Origin of the sequence: Ruminococcus sp., assembly GCF_024691275.1 — a bacterium.
In the GTDB taxonomy this organism is placed as follows: domain Bacteria; phylum Bacillota; class Clostridia; order Oscillospirales; family Ruminococcaceae; genus Ruminococcus.
Window position 1 is genome coordinate 1 of record NZ_JAILNU010000108.1, and the last position, 24713, is coordinate 24713.

Here is a 24713-nt window from a genome sequence, read left to right on the forward strand (position 1 = left end):
TCAGAAAGGATCGTCAGCCTTCGTTGTTTTATACTGTATATATCCCATTTTTGTGTTCTGATCTTGTTTTTGCCTGATATTCTGTGTAATTAGCCCCTCTGCGTTGCTCGCAGAGGGGCTTTGTGGACAGGCTGAAAGGCTGCCATATGGCAGCCTTTTTTGCATAAAATCAAAGCTCCTCGATCGAGGAGCTTTTTTATCAGAATGTAAGCTGGTTGCTGTCACCAAGTTCCTTTGCAGGCTTGCCTGCTGCCGGAACGCTCTTTGTGCGATATTTTTCAAGCTCAGGCAGTTCTTCGGGAGAAATGACAGAAGCTGACGAAAGCAAAGCTTTCTTTCTCAGATTAATTACCTGAACGCCCTGTGAGTCTCTTGTAGACTTGGCAAGTATCATACCGGTATTGAATACGAGAGCATGACCGCTGGTAGTTCTGAGCAGCACATCGCTGTCCTCAGCAACATACAGTGCGGCAACAAGCGGAGACTTCTCGGAATATGCCTTTGCAAGCTTTTTACGATTGGTCTTTGTCTCGTAGGACTTCATCGGAACTTTTGCAGCCTTACCGTTTTCAAAGAAGAAAATGATATATCCGCTGTAATCGGTGGTAGGAACAAGAGTTTTCAGGTTTTCTCCTTCGTCAAAGCTCAGCTTTGCAGGTATATAGTCGCCCATAACGCTTGCCTTTGTATCATCAAATGCGCTTGCCTTTGATTTGTAAGCCTGAGCCTTATCCGAGAAGAATATAAGCTCGGTCTTATTCGTTGCTTCAAAGTTCTGACTGATAAAGTCGCCCTCTTTGAGTTTCTGTTCGTTACTCATACGGAAGGACTGCGGTGTTATCTTCTTGAAGTATCCGCTGTCAGATACAAAGATGAGTACAGGATAATCGGGAGTATCATCTATATCCTCAGCTTCCTCGATATCAGACTGATAATAGAACATAGTCTTTCTTGGCTGTGCATAATTCTTTATAACATCACGAAGCTCATTGACGATGATCTTTCTTATCTTCTTCTTATCACGGAGGATATCTTCCATTTCTTCGATATCCTTCTTTAACTGGTCAACTTCCTCGATACGGCGAAGTATATACTGCTTATTGATGTTGCGAAGCTTAATTTCCGCAACATATTCCGCCTGAACTTCATCAATTCCGAAGCCGATCATGAGGTTCGGAACTACGTCCGCTTCGTTCTCAGTCTCGCGGATTATCTTTATTGCCTTGTCTATATCAAGGAGTATCTTCGAGAGAGCTTCCAGTAAATGGAGCTTCTCCTTCTTCTTCTGAAGATCATGGAATGTCCTTCGCTGTATACATTCCTCACGGAATGCTGTCCATTCGGTAAGTATCTCACGAACTCCCATTACCTTAGGAGTGCCTGCGATAAGGATATTGAAATTACACGGATAGCTGTCCTGAAGTGGTGTAAGGCGATAAAGCTTCTGCATGAGCTTGTCAGGATCGGTACCTCGCTTTAAGTCGATAGCGATCTTCAGACCCTCGATATCGGTCTCGTCACGGATATAAGATACTTCCCTGATCTTACCCTGTTTTACAAGGTCGATTATCTTCTCGATTATCGCTTCGATAGTCGTAGTATATGGTATCTCAGTGATCTCAATGCAGTTTGCGGTCTTGTCGTAGCTGTACTTGGCACGTACCTTGATGCTGCCTCTGCCTGTTTCATAGACCTTGTTGAGCTCAGCCTCATCGTATAGCATCAGACCTCCGCCCGGAAAGTCAGGTCCCTTGAGTGTGCTGATTATATCGTGGTCAGGGTTCTTCATCAGTGCAATTGTAGTCTCGCAGACCTCTTCAAGATTGAACGGGCAGACGTTGCTTGCCATAGAAACTGCTATGCCTGTATTTGAGTTTACGAGAACAGTCGGGAAAGTTGCAGGAAGAAGCGTTGGCTCCTGCATGGTATTATCGTAGTTTGGAACGAAATCTATAGTCTCCTTGTCAATATCACGGAAAAGCTCATTGCATATCTTTTCGAGCTTTACCTCGGTATATCGTGGAGCTGCAAAATGCATCTTGCTGGAATACTGCTTTCCGAAGTTTCCCTTGCTGTCAATATAAGGGTGGAGCAGAGCCTCGTTGCCCCTTGTCATACGGACAAGAGTTTCATATATAGCCTGATCTCCGTGGGGATTGAGCTTCATGGTCTCGCCCACAACATTTGCCGACTTGGAGCGCTCTTTATCCGGATTGAGCAGTCCCCTCTTGTACATCATATAGAGAAGCTTTCTGTGAGAAGGCTTGAAACCGTCTATCTCAGGCAGAGCTCGTGAGATAATAACGCTCATCGCATAGGGCATATAGTTCTTTTTCAGGGTATCAGCGATCTTCTCGTCAACAACGCTTCCCGAACCCTCTATATAAGCCTCGTGCTTGAAAACGTGCTGCTTCTTCGGAGTTTCTTTTTTTCTTGGCATTTACTCTTCTCCTTCTTTACGTCGTTCACTCTTTTTGAGGAGCTTTTCGGGATCCTTGACATAACTTCTGACTATACTGCCGCAATCCCTGCAAATGGTATGATACAATGTAGTTGAACGCAGCATACTCTCGGAGCTGTACACAGCACCGTAAAAATTCTGGTAGCCTGTTATGAATTCAGTACCGCCGCAAAATCGGCATTTAGTCATTTTAACTTTTTTCATATCGCACTCCGTCAGCTTATATCAGCCAGTTCAAGGTAATCAGCGCCGTACTCAGAGATGTAGTCCTTACGTCCCTGAAGATCATCGCCGAGAAGCATCTCGAACACCTCTGCGGACTCGCTTATGTCCTCGGCAGTTACCTTGATAAGACGGCGAGTATCAGGGTTCATAGTTGTAAGGCTCATCATGTCGGGCTCGTTCTCACCGAGACCTTTCGAGCGCTGTATTGTATGCTTTTTATCGCCTATCATATCAAGTATACGCTGCTTCTCCTGCTCAGTATACGCAAAATAGGTCTTTTCCTTTGTATTTATCTCAAAAAGCGGTGACTCTGCTATATATACATATCCCTGCTCGATAAGTGTAGGAGTGAGCCTGTAGAGCATGGTAAGTATGAGAGTCCTTATCTGGAAGCCGTCAACGTCAGCATCGGTACATATAACGATCTTGCTCCAACGGAAATTATTAATATCAAAGTTTGAAAGCTCTTTGTTAGCCTTTGTGGTAACTTCCACACCACAGCCGAGCACTTTGATAAGGTCGGTGATTATCTCGCTCTTGAATATCTTCGAGTACTCGGCTTTAAGGCAGTTGAGTATCTTTCCGCGGACTGGTATTATAGCCTGAAACTCCGCATTTCTCGCAAGCTTTACAGATCCGAGAGCCGAATCGCCCTCCACGATATATATCTCGCGGCGTGAATCGTCCTTTGTACGGCAGTCAACAAACTTCTCGACCATGTTTGCAAGGTCAATAGTTCCTGTAAGCTTCTTCTTGACATTTAGGCGGACTTTCTCTGCGTTCTCGCGGCTTCTCTTGTTAATGAGTATCTGCTCGGCTATTTTCTGAGCCTCGTCGGGATTCTCAATGAAGTAGACTTCAAGCTGATGACGGAGGAACTCGGTCATAGCCTCGCGGATAAATTTATTGGTTATAGCCTTTTTGGTCTGGTTTGCGTAGGATGTCTGAGTTGAGAAAGACGAAGATACAAGGATAAGACACTCTTCAACATCTGCATAGGTTATCTTGCTCTCGTTCTTCTGGTAGCCGTTCACGGACTTGATGTAGCTGTCTATCTGAGCCTGAAATGCTCTTTTTACAGCTTCAGCAGGAGAACCGCCGTGCTCAAGGAAGCTTGAATTGTGGTAATACTCCGTAAGCTTAGCCTTGTTTGAGAAGGTAAGAGCAACGTCCAGCTTCACCTTGTACTCGGGCTTATCGTCACGGTCTCTGCCCTTTTTCTCGGCAGTCCAGTGCTGTATCGAGGACAGTGCCCCCTCACCAGCTATCTCCTGAACGTACTCAGTGATGCCTGACTCATAGAAGAACTCCTGCTCGTTAAAGCCGCCTGCTTCGTTCTCAGAACGGAACACAAAGAGGATATTCGGGTTGACGATAGCCTGTCTTTTAAGGATATCGCAGAAAAACTCATCAGATACGTCAATATCAGTAAAAACTTCAAGGTCAGGTCTCCAGCGGGTCTTAGTTCCTGTCTGCTTTCGCTTGCAGGGTTCTTTTTTAAGACCGCCCACGTTGTTTCCTTTTTCAAAGTGAAGATCGTACTTGAAACCGTCACGAATTACCTCAACGTCCATGAATTCGGACGAAAACTGTGTGGAACAAAGTCCCAGACCGTTCAGACCAAGAGAATACTCATATGATTCAGCCGAGGTATCGTACTTGCCTCCTGCGTAGAGCTCGCAGTAGACCAGCTCCCAGTTATATCGCTTTTCGTTATTGTTATAGTCAACAGGACAGCCTCGACCGAAATCCTCGACTTCGATATCATTATTTCTGAAATGTGTGATTATTATTTTATTTCCATACCCTTCTCGGGCTTCGTCAATTGAGTTTGAGATGACCTCAAAGATCGAATGCTCGCAGCCGTCAAGACCGTCTGAGCCAAATATAACAGCAGGGCGCTTACGAACTCGGTCTGCACCCTTCAGCATAGAAATACTGTCATTACCGTAATCTTGTTTCTTAGCCATAATCCTCTGCCTTTCGGACACATTTTAATACATACCCATGTATTATATCACATTTAAAATTTTTTTGCAAGTCCGCAGTTTTATTTTTCTTTATATATAGGAAAAAGCAGTCGATATGACCGCTTTTCCTATAAATATTCCTCTACCTTATGCCAAGGTATTTATATCCTGCATCGGTAACAGCCTTTTTTACAGCCTTTTCGTCCATAGCTCCCGTGACCGTCATAACAGCATTTCCCTGCTCATGACTTGGAGAAGCTTCGTCAACGAAGGGAAGCGCTTCAAGTGCCTTTTTCACTCTTGCTTCGCAGCGAGCACACATCATACCCTTTATCTTAACTGTGACAGCTGATGACTCGGTATTTGTCTCTGAGATGACTGCCTCGCGCATTTTGTCATGCCTGCTGCTGTGAACATCTGTCATGTTAAGCCTTAACGCATTTGACACTACCAAAAAGCTTGAAAGGCTCATGGCAGCCGCTCCGAACATAGGGTTCATATTCCAGCCGAAAAGTCCCGAGTAAACTCCTGCTGCAAGTGGTATACCTATTATATTATATATGAATGCCCAGAACAGGTTCTGATGGATATTCCTGAGTGCAGCACGGCTCAGTCTTACAGCAGCAGGAACATCGCTCAGACAGCTTTTCATCAGTACGACATCTGCCGCATCAATAGCCACATCTGTACCTGCTCCGATGGCAATTCCTATATCGGCAGCCGTCAGCGCGGGAGCATCGTTTATGCCGTCGCCAACCATGATGACTTTGCCTTTTTTTCTCAGACTGCGGATAACGTTTTCCTTTCCGTCAGGAAGCACTCCTGCAATGACTTCGTCCACGCCTGCCTGAGCGCCAACAGCCTTAGCTGTGCGCTCGTTATCTCCCGTGAGCATTACAACGTGTATGCCCATTTTTTGCAGTTCGCGCACCGCCTCGGGACTATCCTCCTTTATAACGTCTGCAACTGCGATCATTCCGACGAACTTACCGTTTTTTGCAAAGAACAGCGGCGTTTTTCCTTCCTCAGAAAGCCTTTCGGCGATCTCAAGCTCTTCGCTGCTGATCTCAGCCTTTGATGATATAAAGCTCATATTTCCGCCGACCAGTTCATCGTTCCCGATATTTCCGATAAGACCGTTGCCTGCGATAGCCCTGAAACCTGTAACTTTCTCGGCTACAATGCCTTTTTCGCTCCCGTAAGCGATAACTGCCTTCGCCAGAGGGTGCTCGCTTTTCATTTCAAGGGAATATGCAAGTCCAAGGAGTTCATTTTCATTTGATGAAACTGAGGGAATGATATCAGTTACCTCGGGAGCTCCGCTTGTGACGGTCCCTGTCTTGTCAAGAGCTATTATCTGAGCTTTTCCTTTTTCTTCAAGGGAAACAGCTGTCTTGAAAAGCAGACCGTTTTTCGCACCGACTCCGCTTCCAACCATAATTGCCACAGGAGTAGCAAGTCCCAGAGCACAGGGACAGCTTATTACAAGCACTGATATTGCTCTTGCTATCGAAAAGCCTGCCGACTTTCCAAGCATTAACCATACTATAAAGGTTATCAGTGCGATACCGATGACCACAGGAACAAAGACTCCCGCTACCTTATCGGCGACCTTTGCAATAGGAGCTTTTGTAGCAGCCGAATCACCGACCATTTTTATTATCTGCGAAAGTGCCGTATCCTCGCCAACTCTTACCGCTTCACAGCGAAGATATCCCGACTGATTTATAGTTGCAGCAGATACCGTATCACCCACAAACTTGTCTGCGGGAATACTTTCACCTGTCAGAGCCGCTTCATTGACAGTGCTCTCATCTTCGATGACAATACCGTCAACAGGGATATTTTCACCAGGTCTGACTGCAAATATGTCCCCCTTCTTCACCTGCTCAACAGGCACCTCGACCTCTTCGCCATCACGTATCAGCACAGCTGTTTTAGGCGCGAGCTTCATAAGACTTTTCAGGGCATCTGATGTCTTTCCCTTTGAACGTGATTCAAGCATCTTTCCAACTGTAATGAGAGTGAGTATCATTGCCGCAGACTCAAAATACAGATCACACATACACCTCATCACAGTATCTGTATCGCCTGTCCGCTGAGCTTCGGTCATAATAAAGAGCGTCGCTGTACTGTATATGAAAGATGCTCCCGAACCAAGGGCAACAAGGGTATCCATATTGGGCGAACGGTGTATTATACCTTTGAAGCCCTTTATGAAGGATTTCTGATTTATGACCATGACGACTGCTGCCAGCATCATTTCAGCAATAGCTGTTATAACATGGTTCCGTTCCATGATCGACGGGAGCGGAAGTCAAAGCATGCCGTGTCCCATGGAAATATACATCAAAACGATCAGGAATCCGAGCGAAGCAAGAAGTCTGCGCTTCATAGCATGAGTTTCCGTATCTTTAAGCTCGTCCGTGCCCGATTCCGAAGCTTTGCCTGCCCCCTTTACAGAAGCTCCGTATCCTGCGTTCCTTACAGCCGCTATAATATCCCTTTCGGAAGCTGTCCCCTCAACTCCCATTGAATTTGTCAGCAGATTTACAGAGCATGATGTCACCCCGTTTACAGATGAAACTGCCTTTTCAACACGGGCGCTACAGGCTGCACAGCTCATTCCCGTAACGTTATATTGCTTCATCACGCACATCCGATTATTATCTGATTTTTATTATATCAAAATCTCTGACAACTGTCAAGTTTGATTTAACCGCAGTTAACAAAAAAGCGGACATATGTCCGCTCTTAGTATTACTTGAAAAGCTCCTCATATTCCTTTTCCTTAAAGCCGACAATTACTTTGCCATTTTTAATAAGAAGGGGACGTTTTACAAGCATTCCGTCTGTTGCAAGAAGTCGGAGCTGTTCCTCATCGCTCAACTCAGGAAGCTTATCTTTGAGCTCCATGGACTTATAAAGCAGTCCGCTGGTGTTAAAGAACCTTTTGAGCGGCAGTCCGCTGTCAGCATACCATGTTTTAAGCTCTTCATAAGACGGATTATTTTCCTTTATGTCTCTCAGTTCATAAGCGATCCCATTATCATCGAGCCATTTCTTTGCCTTCTTGCAAGTAGTACATTTCGGATAGCATATAAACTCCATAATCATTCCTCCTGTTTTAGCTTCTCCATAAGTATCTCCTTTAGTTTAGCAGGGTCAGCCTTTCCCTTTGAAGCCTTCATTCCCTGTCCCACGAGATATCCGAGAGAATTGCTTTTTCCTTTTTTGTAATCGTTCACCGATCTTTCGCTGCAGGCTATTATCTCATCGGCAAGAGCTGTAAGGAATCCCGAATCTGAATTCTGCACAAGTCCGAGCCTTTCAATGATATCAGCAGTTTTTCCGCCGACGGATATAAGCTCGTCGAGCACCTTCTTAGCTCCCGAGCTTGATATTACACCCTTTTCGGCTGCCGAACACAGCTCGCACAGCTCCTGCGCTGTCAAGCCTGTTTCCGAGATTTTTTTACCGCTGTCGTTCATGAATTTCGTTATTTCTCCAACGATGCGATTAGCAGCCGAACGCGGCTCACATTTGCCCGAAGCAGCACATTCATCATACAAAGCCGCCTTTTCAGCTGAATCAGCAATTACGAATGCTTCCGAATAATTCAGACCATGTACCTTTACATAACGAATGATCTTCGCGTTCGGAAGCTCGGGCAGCTCGTTGTTCAGGCTCTCTATACTTTCGTCATCAAGAACTATATCTCCAAGATCAGGTTCAGGGAAAAAGCGATAGTCCTGTGCGTTCTCCTTATTGCGCATAAGTATGCTCATACCGTTTCTATCGTCCCAACGTCTTGTCTCGCGCTCGACATTGCCTCCGCTTGATATTATTTGTGTCTGTCGATTTATCTCATATTCAATGCCCCTGACTGCCGCACTGAAGCTGTTGACGTTTTTCAGCTCGCAGCGAACTCCAAGAGGAGCATTTTTCTCATGGACAGAGACATTTACATCGCAGCGTATACTGCCTTCCTGCATCTTGCAGTCTGATATGCCGATATATCTTAATATGCTCCTTATCATTTCAAGGAAGATACGTGCTTCCTCGGAGCTTTTCAGGTCAGGGCGAGTGACTATCTCTATAAGCGGCACACCGCAGCGGTTATAATCACAAAGAGTTCCGCCCGTTGCATCATCATGGAGCAGTTTTCCTGCGTCTTCTTCTATATGTATTCGCTCAATGCCTATTTTTCTAACCTCACTGCCTACCATTATCTCAAGGAAGCCGTTCTCACAAATAGGTATATCTGCCTGAGATATCTGGTACGCCTTCGGAAGGTCGGGATAAAAATAATTTTTTCTGTCCATGCGGCTTACATTATTAATATGGCAGTTCAGAGCGTGTCCCATTTTCACAGCATAGTCACAGACCTTTTTGTTCAGGCGCGGAAGTGTTCCGGGAAGTCCCATACATACAGGACATATCTCTGTATTAGCTTCAGAACCGAAAACATTTTTGCAGCCGCAGAATATTTTCGTTGCAGTATTAAGTTCTGCATGAACTTCAAGACCTATTACACTTTCAAGCTCTGTCATATACATCACCTCTCGCCAGCTCATAACCGTATGCAGCATCAAGCACTTCTGCATCGCCGAAACGCTTACCAATAAGCTGGAGACCTATTGGCAGACCGTCTGCATTCCTGCCGCATGGTACACTTATGGCAGGCAGTCCTGCAAGACTTGCAGGGACAGTGCATATATCCGCAGAATAACACTCAACCGGACTGATACTTCCGCCGAGGCTTATACCTGCCTTTGGGTATACGGGAGCTGCAATAATATCACAGCTGCCGAATACTTCATCAAACTCCCTGCACAGTTTTGTGCGCAGAGCAGCTGCACGTTTATAATATGAATCGCAGAAGCCCTCACTAAGTACGAATGTACCGAGCATTATACGCCTTTTCACTTCATCACCAAAGCCTTCGGTCCTGCTCTTGCGGTACATCTCAGAAAGGTCGCTGTAATTATCGGTGCGGTATCCGAATCTCACTCCGTCATAACGCGCAAGATTAGACGAAGCTTCTGCGGAGGAAATGATATAGTAAGCCTTTACCGCATCTTCGGCTGACGGAAGAGAAACATACTTCACAACAGCCCCACGGCTCTCCATTGTCATTACAGCAGCTTCCACAGCAGCACGCACATCGTCGCTTATCTGAGGACTGAAAAGCTCTCCGGGCACACCGATTTTCAGTCCCCTAAGCGAACCCTTTAGATTAAATGATATTTTTTTATAAGATGATGTCACATCTTTGACATCTGCGACGTTTATTATATTGTGGAGCAGATAAACATCACGGGCATTCCGTCCTATAGAACCGATACGATCGAGAGATGAAGCAAATGCAATAAGACCATATCTTGAAACTGCTCCATAAGAAGGACAGAAGCCGACTACTCCGCAAAGAGCGGCGGGCTGGCGTATTGAACCGCCTGTATCCGAGCCGAGTGCCAGAACAGCTGCTCCGCTTGCTACAGCAGCTGCCGAGCCTCCTGACGAACCGCCTGCCGAATACGCAGTATTCACAGGATTCCTTACTGCACCGAAATATCCGGTATCCGAAGCCGAACCCATTGCAAACTCGTCCATATTAGTCTTGCCGATAATAACTGCTCCCTCGGCTCTGAGATTTGCGACAGCTGTTGCATCATACGGCGGCACATAGCTTTCAAGCATTCTTGAAGCGCAGGTAGTCCTGATACCCTTTGTTGAGATATTATCCTTGACAGCCACAGGAATCCCACAAAGCCGAAGCTTCGATCCGCGCTTCTCTGAAACAGCGTCTGCTTTTGCAGCATCATCGGCTCCTTCATCATTAAATGTGATATAAGAATTGTACAGCGGCTGTGTTTCCTTTGCTCTTTCCATTACATCGCGCACTATCTCGGCAGAACTGCACTTTCCGCTTGAAAGCATATCGAGCAGCTCATATGCGCTGTATCCATACAGCTTCATTATTGCTCCACCGTCCTTGGAACTGCAAAATATCCGTTTACAGACTGCGGAGCATTATCCATGAGCCCGCTGCGGCTGATACCGCAGCTTTCAATAGTGTCATCACGAAGTTCCATACGATCAACATAAGGCTCTGCATCAGAAAGCTCGGGAAGCTCTGAAACCATATCCACTATTTCCGAAAACGTTTCGGAAAAGGCTCTTTCCTCTTCCTCCGATATTTCAAGAGATGCAAGCACTGCGATCTTTTTGATATCAATTTCCATTATATGCTCCTATAAATAAATAATATTTATTATAACATATTTAAACGTTTTATGCAATAAAAAACAGTCGGCATAAAACCGACTGTTCTTCATTATTTATAAAAGTGATTTGCTCTTCCGTCTCCATAGAAGAACAGGTAACCCTGAGTAAAGGATTCCGGTTCATTGAAGTAAAGAGTCACAGCGTCTTTAACGCTCTGTGTTACATATGATGAATATGTGCCCAAATTAACATATCTGCTTGCGCCCGAGAACTGATAACGCTGTGTAAGTACGTCGTATATCGAATTAGGGAACAAAGAAGAATATACTCTATTCATTATTACTTCTACTACATAAGCCTTCTCGTAGTTTCCTATCCAGTTGCTGCCTGCTTCGTTCGCAACGGCATTGCAAAGGAGGATATAATCCGAATCAGAAATCGGAAGTGTCTTTTCTTCTGCAACAAGTTCGGGATCGGGTGTAACGATTTCTTCCGGAACTTCAACGTATGTGGGAGTTGGTTCAGGTTCTTCTGTTACAGGCTCGGTCACTATTATCGTAGTTTCTTCTGTTGTCGAAACTGTAGTAGTTGCTGTCGTGGTCGTAGATGTTACAGCCTCTGTCGTCACAGGTGCTGTTGTATATGCAGCGGAGGAAGCTATATTCTCTACCTTTGCTGCTGTTGTGTAAGCCTGGGTCACAGGCTCTGTAATTGCAGCCGGCGCATGTGCCGGTGCAGGCACCGATCTTGAAATCTGAGCAGCTTTTGTTGCTGCCTCTGTAGCGCGTTGGGAAGTTGTGCCTTCCATCACACCATTGGTTATTTTGCTTGCAGCCGTTGTTATTTCGGCTGTATAAGATTTCTTGGTGGTTGTTCTGTTGTATGTAGTTGCCTTTTCTGCCGATATTGCCGAAGTAATATTTGCAGATGTTGCACCGATAACGTGTTCTGTATCAATTACGACCTCGCTGTCGGTAACGAACATATCAGTTGGTTTTACAGTCGAAGAAGTTATATATGCTACTCCGAAACCGCCGCCCAAAACTGAAGCAACCACTCCGCAAGCTAACGCTGCGGTTTTAAGATTACCCATCAACTCATCCTTTCCTGAAAAAAGCATTTTCATTTTTCAATTTTTTTCGGGCTGATGATATGATAACACATCTCCCCCGAAATAGCAATACTTTCTGGATTATTTCCATTTTATGGACGTTTTTTTCCACGGATTTGACGGTATCGAAGTTAAACTGCACATATTAAATTGCTTAAAAATGAATATTATATGAACAAATAGTTAATATGGCGAAATATATAATACTAAATCGTTACAAAATAGTAACACCAAACTATAGTTAAATGATAACAATAAGTATAATAAAACGCCAATTTTACGTTATTTTCACGTTTTTATGACATGAAAATACAAAAAAGTGGTAACTGAATGGTGACAACTCCCGATTTAAAAATATACAGATAGCTATTGCAAAAAGCTGTCAATAATGATATAATAAATAAGTATAAGTAAATTTTATAGGAGAAACATTATGAACAATACCTATTATACAAATCAAATCAACTCGATCATTGCGGAAGTAAAGAAGGCTGTTATCGGCAAAGATGCCATAATCATCAAAGCCCTCCTTGCAATGTTGTGTAAAGGTCATATCCTTATCGAAGATATCCCGGGCGTCGGCAAGACCACTCTGGCTCTTGCTTTTTCAAAGGCACTTTCCCTCGAACATAACCGTATGCAGTTCACGCCTGATGTTCTTCCTTCTGATGTAACCGGCTTTTCTGTTTACAATAAGAGCAACGGAAAGTTTGAGTTCCGCCCAGGTGTTGCCTTCTGCAACCTTTTCCTTGCTGACGAGATCAACCGTACCTCCAGCAAGACCCAGTCAGCTCTCCTCGAACTTATGGAGGAAAAAAGCATAACCGTTGACGGAAATACATACAAGCTCCCCGAACCGTATACTGTTATCGCTACTCAGAACCCAATCGGTTCAGCAGGTACACATAACCTTCCCGATTCACAGCTTGACCGTTTTATGATCAAGCTCAGTATGGGCTACCCTGACTTCAAGGGCGAGGTTTCTATCCTCAAGGCCAAGCATAACGACAACCCACTCGAAAATGTCAGTCCTGTTGCTGATGCCGCTTCCATAAAGGAACTTCAGGAATACATCTCTAATATATATATTGATGACAGGATATACGAGTATATCGTTTCAATTTCTGCTGCGACCCGTAACCACCCTATGTTAAAGCTCGGTGTCAGCCCCCGCGGTACACTCGCACTCATGCAGCTCTCCAAAGGAATCGCTGTTGCAATGGGACGTGATTTCGTTACCCCCGAGGATATATCATTTATATGCAATGATGTTTTTGAACACCGTATTATGCTCAATTCCAAGGCTAAACTCTCCGATACATCAGCTTCTGATATTATCACCGAGATACTCAGGTCTGTTCCTGTCCCGGGGATCAGTGAAAAGTAAGGCGGTATCATGATACTTACCAAAATTCTTTTCATAATCCTTATTCTGATATGTGCGGCGTTCTATGTTATGTACATATGGGATTTCGCCCTTGTACTCCTTATAGTTATTACACTGCTCCCCGTGGTCATGTTCATAACGACCTACATAACACAAAAGCACATAACTGTTGAATTCGCCGTTAAGGACAAAAATGTTTCAAAAAACAGGGACTTTCCCATTCAGCTCGTTGTGACCAACAGAAGCATTTTCCCTATCGGAAAAGCCGAAGCCCATATCGAATACTACAATGTGTTCAGCAATCAGATATCGTCTTTTGACGTATATCTGCCTATACAGCCGCGTAACTCGCAGCGCGTAACATTTCAGCTGAGCTCAAGATTCTGCGGTATCATAAAAATTCGTACAGCATATATCAATCTCTTTGACCCTCTGAGAATATTCAAGTTCCGAACAGGCAAAAATATCCAGACAGAAGTTTCTGTAATGCCCGAAGGTCATGAAATAAACGGAATAGTCCACTATACAGACCGCGTCAACGAGGAAAGCGAAATGTTCTCCGAGCATCGCCCCGGAGATGACCCTTCCGAGGTCTTTGACCTGCGAGAATATAACCCCGGTGACAAGCTCAACCGTATCCATTGGAAGCTTAGCTCCAAAAAAGACGAGTTCATCGTAAAGGAATACAGTCTTCCTATTGATGTTCCGTGTGCGATCCTGCTGGATCTGAAGTGTTATAAAGACAATGAGATGACTCTCCCTGTTTTTGATACCCTTATCGAAACATTTCTCTCGCTCTCGCAGTTTCTCCTCGACAATGAGAGAGGACACTCCGTCATTTTCTTCAATGCAGCTCAGAATCAGTTCATCGAGCTGACTATAAGTGACAGCTCTGATCTTTCGGCTGCTATCGCCGAGATAATCAACTCGGTAAGGGATAATCTCTTCTGTCAGTCACCTGAATATTACTTCGCAGATAATTCTCCCCTTTCTTTTGCTTCGTTTACCTACATAAGCTCTTCCGGGGACAATGCAATACTCGATCATATCGACGAAAATGTCGATGCAGACTTCAAGAACGCCATTACCGTCGTTGATTCAGCCGAATCGTTCGATAAGATCAATGCAGGCTATTCCACATTAAACATGATCCCCGTCATTATTGGAAAAATATCAGCCTCTATAAAGGATATAGATATATAATGAAAAAAAAGAATATTCAAAACATGAACGGCATATCTATAAGCGACAGCATAGTTATGTCCGTGAAGCGAAAAAATGCCAACTACCGCAAGCCTTTTTCGGCTGCGATAGCTATTATCGGATTTGTTTCCATTCTGATGTCATTCCTCGGAATGTTCAAATTCCAGTATGATACCAAAACAGTCGTGCTGGCGGCATTGATTTTTACAGCCTTTTATCTCGCACTCGCTGTCATAGGCGGAAAAGCAATGATCGTCTACGGAGCTTCAATAATAATCTTTATTATTGAAGCCTATCGAAAATCATCTAAGATCGCTCTCGGCTTCAAATTTATATACAATATTATATATAAAGAAGCATATAAGACCGAGATAAGCTATTACCGCAATCTCAGTCAGGCTTTAGAATCCTCGTCGGTCACTGCACTGTTTATCTTTTACATATGGCTGCTGGCTATAGTGATATTTTTCTTTACTGTAAGCCGTCCCAATCCTGTACTGCCGCTTATGGTGACATTCCCCATACTCGAGCTCGGAATGTACCACGGCATTGAAGTACCTGTTTTCTGGGGTATACTTTGTATATCATACTGGCTCGCACTGCTGGCTATGTCAACTATTGATGTCGGCGAATACTCAGGCGGTCAGAGCGGTTTCGTAAGAAAAAACAATCTGTTCTTTCCAAAACGCCACATGAAACTCAAGGTCACCGAAAAATGCGGTGTTCTTATAATCGCAAGCGTTATGCTCATCGCTGCCGCTTCATACGGCGCTTTGAAACTCACAAATTATAAAAGAAGCGATAAGCTCAACGAAAAACGCCGCAATATCACTGAGGCTCTCGAAGATTTCTCCTTTGAGAACTTCGCAGAGAGCTTCTCAAATCTTTCGGCTGCAATGGGCTTTGATTTCGAGTACGAAAACCATAAGCTCGGCAATAATGACCATGTAAGATATAAAAATGTTACAGACCTTACAGTAACTCTGGATCGTCCGACCAGCGGCGCTATCTACCTTAAAGACTACGCAGGCGCGATCTACAAGGAAAATGAGTGGTTCGACCTCCCGCAGTCAGCTTATAACAACAGCCTGTTCAAGGATTTTGAGAAGTATAATCTCTATCCACAGGATTTCCCCGCTATTTTCGATCAGCTCCTCGAACCGCTGAACCAGAATCAATCATACAATATCCGGATCAAGAACAGTCAGAAAAAAGCGAACCATAAATACACTCCTTACGGTACTTTTAAGAACAATGGAATGAGATACGACAAGGATCTGACTGTCTCCACCAAAAAAGACGAAAAGGGCGTTTACAAATACAAATTCATCAATCTCGATTCCGAAAGTGTATTAAATAGCTTCCGGAACTATGAGAGTTATTACTCTAATCCCATTGTACGCGATATCGTTCCGTTCAGCGACATAGCGGATCAGAAATGGCGTGACAGCGTAAAAGATTACTGTACCGAAAACGACCTTATCAATTTAGATGATTACTTTACTCTTGATTACAATATTGCTTTCAACAGAGATGTAATGATCAATAACAGCAATGTCCTTATGTCACAGCTGCTCCAGAACAGATACAGCGAATTCATATACAAAAACTATATGAAAATTCCAAATACAAAGGAAATGTCTGAGGTAAGGGAGCATTATTCTGATATAATCTCGGGTGAACATACTACAGCCGAAGAAAAACTAAAGGTACTTGACGAGATAAAGAACCGAATGAGAAATGAATGTGCATACTCGCTTTATCCCAGAAGGACTCCTTCAAACCGCGATTTTATCAACTACTTCCTCCTCGAGAACCACAAGGGCTACTGTACGCATTTCGCGTCAGCAGGTGTTATACTTGCAAGAATGGCTGGTATACCTGCAAGATATGCAACAGGCTATATCATCGTTGAAAATGATATCAAAAACGCCAGAAAGAACGCTGACGGTTCTATAACTCTTGATGTAAAGGACAACCGCAGCCATGCATGGGTCGAGGTTTATATCGACGGAATGGGCTGGCTGCCGTATGAGCTTACAGCAGGTTATTCTTCAAATGAGATAAATACCGAGCCGACCAATGTTACTACAACTAAGGCAGCAACTACTGTGACCACCTTCGTCACAACCACAACTACATCTCCATCACCGAAGGCTTCTAAAACATCTGTATCTTCTAACACTAAAACGAATACCACTACTTCAACAAACGCTTCTGTTTCCAAACATGGAAACGGCGGCGGCAGCAGCAACGGCAGCAAACATCTGCCTAAGGTACTGAAAAATCTCTTCCTCGGTATATTCTTCCTCGCTTTAGCCGCAGGAGCTGTTATGATGAGAAGATACCTCATACTGAAAAAACGTCAGAAGGGTTTCAGCGAAGGACAAGCCTCCAGCCGCGTCAGAAATATGTATTCGTATGCCGAAAAACTCCTCTCTAATATGGAGCTTCAAAGTGAACACGGCAACTTCAAGGGCTTTGCCTTAGAAGTTGAGAAAAGACTTGGCGGCGACTACTTTGACGCAGGCAGCTTCTCGAAATTCACCGACATCGCACTGATGGCAAGCTTCGGTCAGGGAATACCTGATAATGATGACATCAAGCTCTGCGAAAAGACGATAAACGATATATCGGCTAAACTCTACGACAATTCCAATGCTTTCAGGAAATTCATACTCATGTTCATAAACGTTCTCAAATAGGAGTGATGTAATGAAAATTGATAATTCCAAGTATATTTTCAAAGGCATTTCGCTTTTGATCTGCGGTGTGCTCTTCGCATTTTTCCCCGGTGTGCTTTCGTGGATTTTTTACATTCTCGGCGGCATAATAATTATCGGAAGCGCTTTCACAGTTCTCGGCGGCATCGGCAGCGGTGACGGCGGCGGACTGCTCCCCGCAGGTATCGTCGGCGGACTAATCGGTCTGCTGGTAATGTATCTTCCGAAAATAATCACTGCCAACATATCTATTATTGCCGGAGCTGCTCTTGCAGTTATCGCAATAACACAGATAGTCAAGGCTCTGAGTAAGGAGCTTACAAAAAATCTGAAGATCTTCCAGCTTATTTTCGGAATAATGATGCTCATTGCCTCAATATTCTTTATATTCAATCCCTTCAAGGGCGGAAACATCATTCGCATAATCATTGGCGTTATTTTGATCGGATTTGCAGCCTTCAACTTCTATGTTGCTTATGTCATCAACGAACGCAACGGTGGTGTTATCTCATCGGGTAACGTTATCGACGCTCACGGCTATGAAGTGAATGACGACAAAGATAAAAAACATCTTCAATAACATTAAATACTGCCGATATACTCGGCAGTATTTTTTACACCAAAAATCGAACAAGTGTTTGACAACATTATAATGATATGCTATAATGAATGTAAAAACATTCATTATAATATATTTTAATGCCCTTGCAGATACGCAGATCGGAGATCTGCTTCCTGCAATCGGGTGATTATAGCATAACGCATTGCTTATATGCTATAATGAATGCAAATGCATTCATTATACTTTAATTTTAAAGTTCAGAAAAGGAGTCGTGAAAATGTCGGATACAAAAGCAATACTCGACCAGATCCTTCACGATGAAAAGCTGCTGAACAGTAAGGCTTTCCGCGATAAAATTTACAAAGATGAACCGATCCTGCGAACTGCTTCACAACTGAAAAGAAACGAAACACCTCAGAAGATCAAAGACATGAAAAACCTTGCGTTCACTCCTGAAGCTTACTGGAAGACATCTGCGTGGCTGTTCTACACTCAGGGCTGCTTTATGGCAGACTATGAGGACGATCATCCTTTCAGCGAAGACTTTGTAAAATACTACCCCTCTTACAGAGAGCTCTCGACCGAACAGCTCCGCGGTTACTTTTCATGGCGAACTAATGTAAGAAAAAATATCATTAAGAAGGCCCCCCTCCCCTTTGTTTATATTTATATATATGAGCTGATAAACTGTATCGGCAGCTGCTCACCTGCTGAATGCTTTCACGCATTAAGAGACTTTTCATGGGAATATTCTGCAATTGATGACAGTATATCCAGATATACCGACAAATGGCTGATCGACATGATAGTCTACTTCGGGCTCGAACCATCTCTTGCAGATGAGTTTACTGATATACAGTACGATAGAAAACTGCTTACACTTATCAACTGGGAAAGCTGCTCCGATGATGAGCTGTTTGACGCTATATGTGAGCTTTCTTCCTATCAGCTGAGCAAGTCTCTTCTCTATGCTTCATATGCAGATGATATGAGATCCGTTATTATCAGGTGTTTCCGAAAGCTTTCGGAGTTCTTCCGCGATAATCGAAAAAACTCCCTTGCTGTAAAGCTTTTCGGCAATATAGTGGAATGTCAGTACCATATGTTCGCATCTTCGATCTTCTATGACAAAAATCCCCTCAGAAACTGTGAATACTCGCTTAACGAGATACATTCCTTCATATGTAAGAACGGAAAATGGACGTGCCGAAAATATTATGGGAACCGCAGCCGAAACGGTCATCTCGGTGATATAATAAAGTCTATAGACAGTCTTATGCGCGATAAAAACGACTTCAAATACAAAATCGGCTTTTCAGGCGTATCCAGGACCTCGGTCAAGCTCATTCAGAAAGAAATAGATCTCTTCTACGATGAAAAGCGACGCAGTGAAGCTCTAAAGATCGAGATCGACCTTTCAAAACTCGGCGATATACGAAAAGCCGCTGATATAACACGCGAAAAGCTTCTCGTTGACGAAGAAGAAATATGCGAAGTCATCGAGGCTCCGCAGCCTGTGGAAAATAACAATGAAACAAACGAAGATTTTCCTCTTGACCGTGATGAGACAATGTTCATGGCTGCTCTGCTTTATGGCGGCAGCGCCTCAGAAGCTGCTAAAAAGTGCGGTAAAATGGTCTCAATGCTCTCTGACTCCGTAAACGAAAAGCTGTTTGATATATTCAGCGATACTGTCATCGGTTTTTCAGGCGATGAACCTTATATTATCGAGGACTATTCTGATGAACTGAAAAATATTATCCCCATGAAATAAAGGAGTAAAATATGAAAATACCCAAGAGAATAGCTTCTGTCGTTATCAACTCTTTAAAAGGCGGTGTTGTTCCGCGCATCGGTCTGCCGTATATTACAGTGGGACGTGAAGCTGAAATTGATGCGCTTCTTCATGATGTCGATATAATCAGCAGCGGAGGTGCTTCATTCAGATTCATTGTCGGAAAATACGGAAGCGGTAAAAGTTTCCTTTTACAGACTATCCGCAGCCATGTTATGGACAAGAATTATGTCGTTATTGATGCCGACCTCTCTCCCGAACGCCGTTTACAGGGCACAAAGGGTCAGGGACTGGCTACATATAAGGAGCTTATCCGCAATATGTCCACTAAAACACGTCCTGACGGCGGTGCTTTGACACTTATTCTCGACCGCTGGATAAGCGGAATCCAGTCCGAAACTGCTTCCGAAACAGGACTTTGTACCGATTCGCCTGAATTTTCCAAAGCTGTAGAAAAAAAGATATACACTGTTATCAATGCTCTTAATGAAATGGTACACGGTTTTGATTTTGCAAAGCTCCTCACCATATACTATAAAGCTGCAATTGACGGAAACGACGAGGAAAAAGCCAAAGTCACAAAATGGTTCCGCGGTGAATATACCACAAAAACAGAAGCTAAAAAGGAACTTGGCGTGAATATTATCATCTCCGACGACGACTGGTACGAGTATATAAAGCTTTTTGCGGCATTTCTCAAAATGGCAGGCTACAGCGGTCTGCTGATGCTCGTTGATGAACTCGTAAATATCTACAAAATACCAAACAGCATCACAAGACAGTACAATTACGAAAAGATACTTACTATGTACAATGATACCTTACAGGGCAAGGCTAAGTACCTCGGTATTATTATCGGAGGTACTCCGCAGTGCATCGAGGATACAAGACGCGGAGTATACAGCTATGAAGCTCTCCGCTCACGGCTTGCAGAGGGACGTTTCGGACGTGAAGGTGTAAAGGATATGCTTGCGCCTGTTATACATCTTGCTCCCCTGACATATGAGGAGCTCCTCGTGCTGACCGAAAAACTTACGGATATCCATTCCCAGCTGTTTGACTATCAGCCCAAACTCACGCAGGAAGACATGATCGCTTTTATAAAGCTGGAATTCGGCAGGATAGGCTCTGACAGCCATATCACTCCCCGTGAAGTGATACGCGATTTCATTGAACTGATCGACATCGTTTACCAGAATCCGCAGATAAATGTCGGCGTATTTATAAATTCCGAATCTATGGTATTTTCAAAGTCACAGTCCGGTGAAGACAACAGTACTGACAACGAATTTGCTGAATTTGAGATATAAGGACAAGATATGAGTATTTTTGAACGTTATGCACCTTTTATACAGGATTTCATCTACAGGAACAACTGGGAATCCCTCCGCGCTATACAGGCTGCCGCGGGCGATGCTATATTCAATACCGATGAGAACGTCCTTCTGACCGCTTCAACTGCCTCGGGCAAGACAGAAGCAGCTTTTTTCCCTATACTTACTCTGTTTTCGGAAGATATGCCGCGCTCCGTCGGAGCTATATACATCGCACCACTTAAAGCTCTTATAAACGATCAGTTCACGCGACTGAATGACCTTTGTGAAGAAGCTGATATCCCTGTCTGGCACTGGCACGGCGATGTTGCACAGTCCCACAAAAGTAAAATGCTGAAAAATCCGTCGGGTATACTTCAAATCACTCCTGAGTCCCTTGAAGCTATGCTGCTCCGAAAACACGCCCTGATACCAAAGCTTTTCGGCGACCTTCGCTTCATCGTCATTGATGAAGTACACTCCCTCATGCGCGGCGACCGCGGCGGACAGACTATATGCCTCATAGAAAGACTGTGCAGAATGGCTGGGGTAAATCCTCGCAGGATAGGTCTTTCCGCTACTATCGGCTCCCCCGAAGCCGCAGGTGAGTTCCTTGCATACGGCACAGGCAGGAGCACTGTTATACCTAAGATCGAAAGCAAGGGCGTTAAATGGCGCTTATCAATGGAGCACTTCTACATATGTCAGGAAAATTCTCCCGATGAAAAGGAAAATGCCGATGCTTTGCCCGTTCTGGACGTAAAGACTGACACAGCTCCCGAACACGCTGATTCAGGTATGGGATATATCTTCGAGCACACCCGCGGCAAGAAGTGCCTTATCTTTGTTAATTCCCGAGAAGAATGTGAAGCTGTAACAACTACACTTCGCTCTTACTGCGAGGCGAATCATGAACCGGATCGCTTCCTCATTCACCACGGCAATCTTTCTGCGGCATACCGCGAAACTGCCGAGGAAGCTATGAAGGACGAGAACACTTTCATGACAACCTGTACCACAGCTACTCTTGAACTTGGAATAGACATAGGCAGGCTCGAACGTGCTTTCCAGATTGATGCGCCGTTCACGGTATCATCCTTCCTCCAAAGAATGGGCAGAACAGGCAGACGCGACCTGCCGCCCGAAATGTGGTTCGTTATCCGTGAGGAGCTCCCTGAGCCACGCTCACTCATGCCTGAGACTATCCCGTGGAAACTATTGCAGGGCATCGCTCTGATACAAGTCTACATAGAAGAAAAATGGGTAGAACCGCCTAAATTTGACCGTCTCCCGTACAGTCTCCTGTATCACCAGACTATGAGCACTCTTGCGTCATGCGGAGAGCTTACCCCTGTCGAACTTGCATTGCGTGTACTTACGCTAAAGTATTTCCATAGGATAACTCAGGACGATTACAGGATTCTACTCCGTCATCTCCTCGAAAACGATCATATCCAGCGTACCGATGAAGGTGGTCTTATCGTAGGACTTGCAGGCGAACGTATTGTGAACAGCTTCAGATTCTATGCTGTATTTCAAGAAAATGAGGAATATACTGTTCGCTGGGGCTCGCAGGAGCTCGGAACTATCGTTATGCCGCCGCCCGCAGGCGAAAAGATAGCTATTGCAGGTCATGTATGGATCGTCGAGGAGGTCGATCACAAGCGTCGGCTTGTTTACTGCGAACAGATAAAGGGAAAAGTCCCTGCTTACTTCGGCGACTGTCCGGGCGATATCAATACTAAGATACTTCTTCGTATGCAGGAAGTTCTGCGCGAGGACAAGAAATACCCGTATCTTATGAAAAATGCTGCTGCACGTCTTGCACAAGCACGGCAGACTGCTCTTAACTCAGGTGTTCTCCAGACTCCGCTCATATGCCTTGGCGGAAATATGTGGTGTCTTTTCCCATGGCTGGGAACCTATGCCTTTTTTGCAATGGAACGCTTCCTGAAACTAAAATGCGCTGATAAACTCGGACTTCGCGCTATGGATTCTTCCCGTCCGTACTATATCCAGTTCACTATGAAGGTCACTCCGCAGGAATTCTTCTCAATACTCGCAGAAGAAGCTCAGAAGGACTTTGACCCTATTGAACTTATATATAAGGGAGAAGTACCTATATTTGAAAAATATGACGAATTTCTTCCCGAATCGCTTGTAAAAAAGGGCTTTGCTTATGGGATACTCAATATAAGTGAAATGAAAGAAAGAATTTTAAGCTGGCGAACTTTAATTTAATTAATCGCAATATTTGTCTTGCATTTTCAGCGAGAAAGTGATATAATATTTATATACCAAATTCTTAATGATAAGGTAGGATGATTTTATGAAAATTCAGCAGCTTGAATATGTCATCGCTGTGGCAAGAGAAGGTAGCATTACCAAGGCAGCGAAAAAATTATACCAGGCTCAGCCAAATATAAGTATCGCTTTAAAGGAGCTCGAAGCATCTTTGGGCATACAGATCTTTAACCGCTCGCCTAATGGTATGATACTCACTCCCGAAGGTGAGGAGTTCCTCGCCCGAGCTCAGACCATTGTCGATGAAATGCAGAGTCTCGAAAGAGATTACGCTCAGACCCCTGAGAATGAGCTTAAACTCAAAGTTGCAGCTGCACGTTCAACCTATGCAACTGCTGCTATGGGAAAACTCATCAGCAATTACGCAGAAAAAACCGATAAACTTGAAGTTCATGTTATGGAAACAAGTACTGCCAAGGTCATGGAAGATATATGTGCAGGCAAGTACGATATTGGTTTCATTCGTATCCCAAGTACATACGCGGAAATGATCGAAAGCCGTCTGAAGGCGAGAAATCTCGTCGGCAGAACTATCATGGAGTTTCCTCTACAGGTAGTAATGAGTATGCATCACCCACTGGCTGAGTACGAAGATATCCCTTATGAAGAACTTTTCAAGTACCCTGAGATCATACACGGAGATGATGAGCCTGAAATGGTAAGACGTGCTTCCATCAATCAGGGATATGATGATAAGCGCTCACAGAAGCGTATCCTCATCTACGACCGCGGCACTCAGATAAGTATGCTCAAAACAGTAAAAAATGCATATATGTGGGTATCTCCGATGTCACAGAGTATTCTCAGATACAATGACCTTGTTACAAGAAAATGTTCATACGCAAGCAACCTTAACAGAGATATGATAATTTACCGTAAAGCCAGTGAAAACAGCGCTCTTATTGCAGAGTGCATCAGGACAGTTTTTGAGTACGCAGATATGATTGAAGGCCTTGAAATATGATTAATCCCCGATCAAACGTAACCGCCTAAAAAGTAACCACCCTATCCAACGAAGTCCAAATAGACTAAACTAGAAATAACTAAGGAAGTCTAACTGAAGTTGATTGGAATGAATGAGATATCAAGGGTAAAAAAAGAAGTAAAGCTGACACAATGGGCAGAAATTGTGAGAAGCAGAAACGAAAGCGGACTCACTGTAACTGACTGGTGCAAGCAGAATGGTATCAATATCAAGACATATTACTACAGGCTGAAGCGAATGCGGCAGGCAGTATGCAGTGAAATCGAGCAGCATGATATAGTACCCGCAATACCAGCAGACGCTCCACAGTCTGATAAGTGAAGAAAGATACAATAAGCGTCTGACACAGGAAAAAGAAGTGTTTGAGGCTTTCTGGTCATGGGCAGAAAAAATATATCCGACAGTACTTTCAAAGACGCAGCTTGGAAAGGCATTTGATTATGCTT

17 protein-coding genes and 1 pseudogene are annotated in these 24713 nt (G+C 44.1%); 9 read left to right on the top strand and 9 right to left on the bottom strand.

Annotated elements, in window-relative coordinates; genetic code table 11:
* Window positions 1-199: 199 nt before the first annotated feature.
* The 9 genes and pseudogenes from K6G33_RS13180 to K6G33_RS13220 form a co-directional block, all read right to left on the bottom strand.
* On the bottom strand, window positions 200-2440 hold the full coding sequence (locus K6G33_RS13180; protein WP_296780341.1) for a DNA topoisomerase (ATP-hydrolyzing) subunit A: 2241 nt from the start codon (window positions 2438-2440) through the stop codon (window positions 200-202).
* On the bottom strand, window positions 2441-2665 hold the full coding sequence (locus tag K6G33_RS13185) for a hypothetical protein (RefSeq protein ID WP_173450416.1): 225 nt from the start codon (window positions 2663-2665) through the stop codon (window positions 2441-2443). It abuts the gene before it with no gap.
* A gap of 11 nt (window positions 2666-2676) precedes the next feature.
* Window positions 2677-4656 (bottom strand): toprim domain-containing protein, encoded by a 1980-nt coding sequence (locus K6G33_RS13190; protein ID WP_296780346.1) that lies wholly within the window; start codon window positions 4654-4656, stop codon window positions 2677-2679.
* Between the two features lie 142 nt (window positions 4657-4798).
* Window positions 4799-7306: pseudogene (locus tag K6G33_RS13195) on the bottom strand (heavy metal translocating P-type ATPase).
* Window positions 7307-7416: 110 nt separating this feature from the next.
* A complete protein-coding gene (locus K6G33_RS13200) occupies window positions 7417-7767 on the bottom strand; it encodes a Spx/MgsR family RNA polymerase-binding regulatory protein (RefSeq protein ID WP_296780349.1) in 351 nt (116 codons plus the stop codon).
* A 2-nt stretch (window positions 7768-7769) separates the two neighbouring features.
* Window positions 7770-9209: an Asp-tRNA(Asn)/Glu-tRNA(Gln) amidotransferase subunit GatB gene (gatB, locus tag K6G33_RS13205; protein ID WP_367270509.1), complete on the bottom strand. Its 1440-nt coding sequence runs from the start codon at window positions 9207-9209 to the stop codon at window positions 7770-7772.
* The gene (gatA, locus tag K6G33_RS13210) at window positions 9196-10635 is read right to left on the bottom strand and encodes an Asp-tRNA(Asn)/Glu-tRNA(Gln) amidotransferase subunit GatA (RefSeq protein ID WP_296780351.1); all 1440 of its coding nucleotides are present in this window, start codon (window positions 10633-10635) and stop codon (window positions 9196-9198) included. The genes gatB and gatA overlap by 14 nt, the downstream gene beginning before the upstream one ends.
* Window positions 10635-10901: an Asp-tRNA(Asn)/Glu-tRNA(Gln) amidotransferase subunit GatC gene (gene gatC, locus K6G33_RS13215; RefSeq protein ID WP_296780353.1), complete on the bottom strand. Its 267-nt coding sequence runs from the start codon at window positions 10899-10901 to the stop codon at window positions 10635-10637. Before gatC ends, gatA begins: the two co-directional genes overlap by 1 nt.
* Before the next feature lie 92 nt (window positions 10902-10993).
* Complete coding sequence (locus K6G33_RS13220) at window positions 10994-11977, bottom strand: cell wall hydrolase (RefSeq protein ID WP_296780356.1); 984 nt, start codon at window positions 11975-11977, stop codon at window positions 10994-10996.
* Between the two features lie 451 nt (window positions 11978-12428).
* On the opposite strand from K6G33_RS13220, the gene K6G33_RS13225 reads away from it, so the two are divergent.
* The 9 genes from K6G33_RS13225 (at window position 12429) to K6G33_RS13265 (ending at window position 24588) form a co-directional block, all read left to right on the top strand.
* On the top strand, window positions 12429-13382 hold the full coding sequence (locus K6G33_RS13225; protein ID WP_296780358.1) for a MoxR family ATPase: 954 nt from the start codon (window positions 12429-12431) through the stop codon (window positions 13380-13382).
* A 9-nt stretch (window positions 13383-13391) separates the two neighbouring features.
* Entirely contained in the window at window positions 13392-14585 is a 1194-nt protein-coding gene (locus tag K6G33_RS13230; protein WP_296780360.1) for a DUF58 domain-containing protein, read from the top strand.
* Window positions 14585-17290: a transglutaminase family protein gene (locus K6G33_RS13235; RefSeq protein WP_296780362.1), complete on the top strand. Its 2706-nt coding sequence runs from the start codon at window positions 14585-14587 to the stop codon at window positions 17288-17290. The genes K6G33_RS13230 and K6G33_RS13235 overlap by 1 nt, the downstream gene beginning before the upstream one ends.
* Before the next feature lie 10 nt (window positions 17291-17300).
* Entirely contained in the window at window positions 17301-17888 is a 588-nt protein-coding gene (locus K6G33_RS13240; protein ID WP_296780365.1) for a DUF308 domain-containing protein, read from the top strand.
* A gap of 259 nt (window positions 17889-18147) precedes the next feature.
* Window positions 18148-19644 (top strand): TerB N-terminal domain-containing protein, encoded by a 1497-nt coding sequence (locus tag K6G33_RS13245; protein ID WP_296780369.1) that lies wholly within the window; start codon window positions 18148-18150, stop codon window positions 19642-19644.
* An 11-nt stretch (window positions 19645-19655) separates the two neighbouring features.
* Window positions 19656-20975, top strand: coding sequence for an ATP-binding protein (locus K6G33_RS13250; RefSeq protein ID WP_296780371.1), 1320 nt, complete (start codon window positions 19656-19658; stop codon window positions 20973-20975).
* A 9-nt stretch (window positions 20976-20984) separates the two neighbouring features.
* Window positions 20985-23219 (top strand): DEAD/DEAH box helicase, encoded by a 2235-nt coding sequence (locus K6G33_RS13255; RefSeq protein ID WP_296780373.1) that lies wholly within the window; start codon window positions 20985-20987, stop codon window positions 23217-23219.
* 88 nt (window positions 23220-23307) lie between these two features.
* The gene (locus K6G33_RS13260) at window positions 23308-24246 is read left to right on the top strand and encodes a LysR family transcriptional regulator (RefSeq protein ID WP_296780375.1); all 939 of its coding nucleotides are present in this window, start codon (window positions 23308-23310) and stop codon (window positions 24244-24246) included.
* Between the two features lie 108 nt (window positions 24247-24354).
* On the top strand, window positions 24355-24588 hold the full coding sequence (locus K6G33_RS13265) for a hypothetical protein (protein ID WP_296780378.1): 234 nt from the start codon (window positions 24355-24357) through the stop codon (window positions 24586-24588).
* Window positions 24589-24713 lie beyond the last annotated feature (125 nt).

Excerpts from the sequence above, each read along its gene's own strand:
- K6G33_RS13180 (WP_296780341.1), bottom strand. The coding sequence starts at position 2,440 with ATGCCAAGAAAAAAAGAAACTCCGAAGAAGCAGCACGTTTTCAAGCAC.
- K6G33_RS13185 (WP_173450416.1), bottom strand. The coding sequence starts at position 2,665 with ATGAAAAAAGTTAAAATGACTAAATGCCGATTTTGCGGCGGTACTGAA.
- K6G33_RS13190 (WP_296780346.1), bottom strand. The coding sequence starts at position 4,656 with ATGGCTAAGAAACAAGATTACGGTAATGACAGTATTTCTATGCTGAAG.
- K6G33_RS13200 (WP_296780349.1), bottom strand. The coding sequence starts at position 7,767 with ATGGAGTTTATATGCTATCCGAAATGTACTACTTGCAAGAAGGCAAAG.
- gatB (WP_367270509.1), bottom strand. The coding sequence starts at position 9,209 with ATGACAGAGCTTGAAAGTGTAATAGGTCTTGAAGTTCATGCAGAACTT.
- gatA (WP_296780351.1), bottom strand. The coding sequence starts at position 10,635 with ATGAAGCTGTATGGATACAGCGCATATGAGCTGCTCGATATGCTTTCA.
- gatC (WP_296780353.1), bottom strand. The coding sequence starts at position 10,901 with ATGGAAATTGATATCAAAAAGATCGCAGTGCTTGCATCTCTTGAAATA.
- K6G33_RS13220 (WP_296780356.1), bottom strand. The coding sequence starts at position 11,977 with ATGGGTAATCTTAAAACCGCAGCGTTAGCTTGCGGAGTGGTTGCTTCA.
- K6G33_RS13225 (WP_296780358.1), top strand. The coding sequence starts at position 12,429 with ATGAACAATACCTATTATACAAATCAAATCAACTCGATCATTGCGGAA.
- K6G33_RS13230 (WP_296780360.1), top strand. The coding sequence starts at position 13,392 with ATGATACTTACCAAAATTCTTTTCATAATCCTTATTCTGATATGTGCG.
- K6G33_RS13235 (WP_296780362.1), top strand. The coding sequence starts at position 14,585 with ATGAAAAAAAAGAATATTCAAAACATGAACGGCATATCTATAAGCGAC.
- K6G33_RS13240 (WP_296780365.1), top strand. The coding sequence starts at position 17,301 with ATGAAAATTGATAATTCCAAGTATATTTTCAAAGGCATTTCGCTTTTG.
- K6G33_RS13245 (WP_296780369.1), top strand. The coding sequence starts at position 18,148 with ATGTCGGATACAAAAGCAATACTCGACCAGATCCTTCACGATGAAAAG.
- K6G33_RS13250 (WP_296780371.1), top strand. The coding sequence starts at position 19,656 with ATGAAAATACCCAAGAGAATAGCTTCTGTCGTTATCAACTCTTTAAAA.
- K6G33_RS13255 (WP_296780373.1), top strand. The coding sequence starts at position 20,985 with ATGAGTATTTTTGAACGTTATGCACCTTTTATACAGGATTTCATCTAC.
- K6G33_RS13260 (WP_296780375.1), top strand. The coding sequence starts at position 23,308 with ATGAAAATTCAGCAGCTTGAATATGTCATCGCTGTGGCAAGAGAAGGT.
- K6G33_RS13265 (WP_296780378.1), top strand. The coding sequence starts at position 24,355 with ATGAATGAGATATCAAGGGTAAAAAAAGAAGTAAAGCTGACACAATGG.